We start from the raw sequence: 3,124 nt of genomic DNA, 5'->3' as shown, positions 1-3,124 counted from the left end.
CTACCCGCCCGCGGACGGCGATCGGCGCGGACGGCCCCTGCTGCTACAGCGAGATCTTCTTCGGCAGGTACTGGGGGCGCTCAGCGGTGCCGCCGGGCAGCTGTCGGCGACAGCTGCCCGGCCCGAGCGAGCCGCTCGTGCGTCAGCCGCCGCAGTCCGCGAGGATCCCGTCCCACAGCGCGACCCGGGCCGTCAGCGCGCGGCGGACCGTGTCGGCGCACTGGGTCCAGCGTTCCTGGTCGTCACCGCACAGGTCGATCAGCATCTGCATGGCCATCGGCGTGTGCTGTTCGCCGTCCACCTCGATGTGCCGGGCCAGATAGTCCTTGAACACGGTCAGCCGGTTGGCCGCGTCCTCGATCCGGATCACCTGCTCGAACATCTCCGGGATCAGGTCCTCACGGCCGAACGCGAAGGCCGCGGCCTGGCAGTGCACCGGTGCGTTCTCGATGATGTGCCAGCTGACCGCCATGAACTCGCCGGCCGCAGAAGGGATGTGGGCTGCCTTCGCCGCCTCGGCGACACCGGTCCCGGTCCCGGTGCCGAGCAGTCGCAGGAAGCGGTCCACCGGGCCGGTGTCGGCCCCGGCCCGGGCCATGCCGTCGAGGTAGAGCTCGAAGTGGCTGATGTAGCCCTCGCCGAGCTCGTCGCTCTCCTCGACCAGCACGATCTCGTTGATCAGCCGTCGGCTTGCGGTCGGTCCGCTCGGCACCCACGGGAGATCCACGCAGGTCAACTGCCGCTGCAAGCATTTGAGCAGCGACATGAAATCCCAGACTGCGAACACATGGCGCTCCTGGAACGTCCGGACCCGCTCCAGGGAATTCAGCTCCCGGTAGATCTCGTGCCCCACGACCTGCCGGCGCACGGGCTCGATCGCCTCGCGCAGCGCGGTCAGGCCCTGGTGCGAGCGATCCCAGTGGTAACGGTCGGAACTCATGGCGGCTCCAGGGCAGCGGGCAGCAATCTGCTGACTATCTGCCAGGTATGGGATGTATGTGTCCGATTGCGCGGTTCAGGCTACGGCACGGGGTGCGCGAATTTGATATCCCGAGCCCTGGTGTTGCGAAGCCGCGTCAGGCCGCTGGTCAGTGGCCAGGGGTCCGGATCCGTGCTTCCCAAGTAGCAACGCGTACCACGGCTCTCGTTTCAATTCGCCCAGGTGGCAACGGCTCACCCAGCCGACATCCGGACTCGTCCTCTTCGGGCATCGGCTCACCGCGGACCGACCCAGCAGACCAGCCCGTGCCCCGTCCTCGCTCACCGCGATGGCGAGAAGCGTCAGCGCGCGTAACTGGCTGCCGGGGTGCACTGATCAGCACGGCGTTCCGCTGTTCCCGTTCCGGCTCTTGTTGTCAGGCAGGTGGAGGGGCGGGCGGATCCTCTGCCGCAGTGGTGCCGGTGCCCGTGCTGTCACTGGTGTCCGCGTTGGCGTTGGTGGTTGGGAGGTGAGTGGTGCCGTTGAGGATGTTCCGGGAGAGGTCGGCGATGCGCAGGTGGTGATGGCGGGCATGGGCGCGCAGGAGCTGGAAGGCGTTGTCGGGGGCGATGGACAGGTGGGAGGCGAGGTAGCCCTTGGCCTGCTCGATGACGGTGCGTGAGTCCAGTGCGTGCTGGAGCTGGGTGGTGCGGGTGCGGTGTTCGTCCAGGGCGGCCTGCTGGAGCAGTACGACGGCAGTTGCGTCGGCCAGGGCCTGGGCGAGGTGTCGGTCCGCGTCGGAGAGGGGACCACTGACACGGCGGAAGAGGCTCAGCGCACCGATGGTCTGGGTCCGCAGCCGGATCGGGACGGCATAGACGGAGCGGTAGCCGGCGCCGCGGATGCAGGCGGTGAAACCGGGCCACGGCGAGGGATCGGTCGTATGCGAGTGCTCGACGGTGACGGTGCGCTGGTAGGCGGTGTGGCTGGGGCCCTGGCGGGCGTCGAGTTCGAAGAGTTCCACCAGCCGGACGCTCTCGGAGGTAGTGGCGACCAGGCACAGCGGGCCGTTGGCGGCCAAGACCATCACCCCGGCGTCGCTGACGTCCAGAAGATCCAGGCAGTGGCGGGTGACGCGGTGCAGGAAACCGGCCGGGTCGAAGTCACCTGCCAGGGTGTCGGTGAGATCGAGCAACGCGGCCGTCACCCGTGCCTCACGGGCGGCAGGAAGCCGGCCGGACGGATGCGAAGGCGGTTCGCGATGGGGTGAGTACGCCTCGGGCGGATACTGGTGAGAGCCGTTCTGGGGCGGAATGTCGGCCATGGGCACGGAAGCTTCCTCTCTCCGTGACCAGCCACCGGAGCGCAGGAACTCCCGTACGGGGTCTGGGTGGAGGAAATCGCCCGGACAACCAGTGCCAGCCTCATGCCAGCGTACGCCGCTACCGTCGGTGAGAGCCCTCTCTCGGAACGGGTCGTACCCTCGCCCGCCGGGTCCCGCAGCCGGATTGCCGCCAGATCGCCGCCGAGTCCCGCTGCCATGTTGCCGTCAGGTTCCACTGACGGATCGCTGGCGGTGATCGACGGGGATGTGGTGGTCCGTGACCGTCTCCCGGGTGTCCGTTCAGGCGTAGGGTGGACGCCAGCCGTCCGTATATGCCCCGTTGTTCCTGCTCGTTGATACTGACATTGGCTTCCGGTCCGGATGGCGTCGGTGGTGGATGCCGGGGAACGGATCGGAGCCTTCCCGATGATCACCATGGTGGCGCCCGCCACTTCAGTTCTGAGCTCTTCGTGAGTGGCCCGCGGCCGGAGGTCGCGTGGCTGGCCGACTGCCTGACTGATCGTCATCACGGTCCCGGATCCATCGCGGCCGCTTGCCGGGAAGCGTTGCGTACGCCGTGTTCGGTGGGGCTGACGCTGGCCGCGGACGTGGCGATGGCCCGCCGTATCTCCCTGTGCGGCGACGGCCCGCTGGCCGACGGCGGCGAGAAACTGCAGCGCAACCTGGGCGAAGGCCCCTGCGTCCAGGCCCTGCAGCAGCGGGCCCCGGTCCTCGCCGAGGACCTGAGCGACGTTCACACCGTCCGTCAGTGGCCGCTGTTCGCGCTCGAAGCCCGAGCCTGCGGCATCCAGGCCGCCTTCGCCCTGCCGGCCCGGCCGGCCGAGTGCCGGCCGCGGCTGCATCGTGCTGTCCCTCTACCG

Annotated in this window: 2 protein-coding genes and 1 pseudogene; 1 reads left to right on the top strand and 2 read right to left on the bottom strand. The window is 68.8% G+C overall.

The annotated features are described in order from the left end of the window. Positions 1-142: 142 nt before the first annotated feature. Together FGF04_RS38590 and FGF04_RS38585 are read right to left on the bottom strand one after the other, a co-directional pair. Positions 143-940, bottom strand: coding sequence for a DUF3050 domain-containing protein (locus FGF04_RS38590; protein ID WP_149516055.1), 798 nt, complete (start codon positions 938-940; stop codon positions 143-145). A gap of 415 nt (positions 941-1,355) precedes the next feature. Then, positions 1,356-2,126: a GAF and ANTAR domain-containing protein gene (locus tag FGF04_RS38585; RefSeq protein ID WP_235882739.1), complete on the bottom strand. Its 771-nt coding sequence runs from the start codon at positions 2,124-2,126 to the stop codon at positions 1,356-1,358. A gap of 701 nt (positions 2,127-2,827) precedes the next feature. Between FGF04_RS38585 and FGF04_RS38580 the strand changes: the two are divergent. Further along, a pseudogene (locus FGF04_RS38580) lies at positions 2,828-3,124 on the top strand (GAF domain-containing protein); the annotation flags it as partial.

The sequence above is a fragment of the Streptomyces apricus genome (assembly GCF_008369065.1).
GTDB lineage: Bacteria > Actinomycetota > Actinomycetes > Streptomycetales > Streptomycetaceae > Streptomyces > Streptomyces apricus.
This window is presented reverse-complemented; position numbering and strand designations above follow the sequence as displayed.

Coding starts and splice junctions, on each gene's coding strand:
- FGF04_RS38590 (WP_149516055.1), bottom strand. CDS start 940: ATGAGTTCCGACCGTTACCACTGGGATCGCTCGCACCAGGGCCTGACC.